The organism is Paenibacillus thiaminolyticus, from assembly GCF_003591545.1.
Classification (GTDB): Bacteria; Bacillota; Bacilli; order Paenibacillales; family Paenibacillaceae; genus Paenibacillus_B; species Paenibacillus_B thiaminolyticus_A.
The window spans coordinates 1-627 of the sequence record NZ_QYZD01000110.1 but is presented as its reverse complement, the minus strand read 5'-3'; the positions used below and the strand labels follow the sequence as shown (position 1 = coordinate 627).

The following is a 627-nucleotide window of genomic DNA, read 5'->3' as shown; positions in this document are numbered from 1 at the left end:
TGTCAATCGTCTGTGAAAATGTCACTTTAACTGTGCTATGAAAATGTCACTTGTGTGATCAGAGGTCAGCCTACCAGGTGACCTCTGCATAGCTATTATGCTGTGAATACATTGCATCTTGGAACGAACTGTTTTTTGTGGTACGCTTATTTTTAGTGGTATCATACGTGGTTTTCCACGGATGATTCTGGGCGGGTTTGCGTGGCGACGCAGAACTCGCCTTTTTTGATCCAGACGTCTTGCGCTGTGGCTTCTGAGTTTCTTTCAGTGCCCAGGGCTGGCCTTGGTGCCACAAGAATACATCCCCTGTTAACGTCTCCCGCACTTCAACCGTCGTTTTTGCATCTAGACGAAGGGAAGCAGGCTGGGCAAGGGTATAGCACTTTCCGTTGTACGAGAGGGTGTTTCCGGTCCCGAGTTGCCGATAATTGCGAAGCGTGAACACATGCTTTAAATCGATAGACGGATCAAGCTTCAGGTAAGCCGAATCGGTCATTTTAGGCTCTATGGCAAATTTGTGATTGTGCTTCTGCAAAAGGCTGGGCAGAGCCGCATTCGCCTCTTCCAGCGTTTTGATGCCAAGAAGCCGCAGTTCGATCACCAAGCGATCCTGGAACGTTTGCCAGA

1 pseudogene is annotated in these 627 nt (G+C 48.8%); it reads right to left on the bottom strand.

Annotated features, from left to right (window positions below):
• Positions 1-70: 70 nt before the first annotated feature.
• A pseudogene (locus DQX05_RS31310) lies at positions 71-627 on the bottom strand (ISNCY family transposase); the annotation flags it as partial.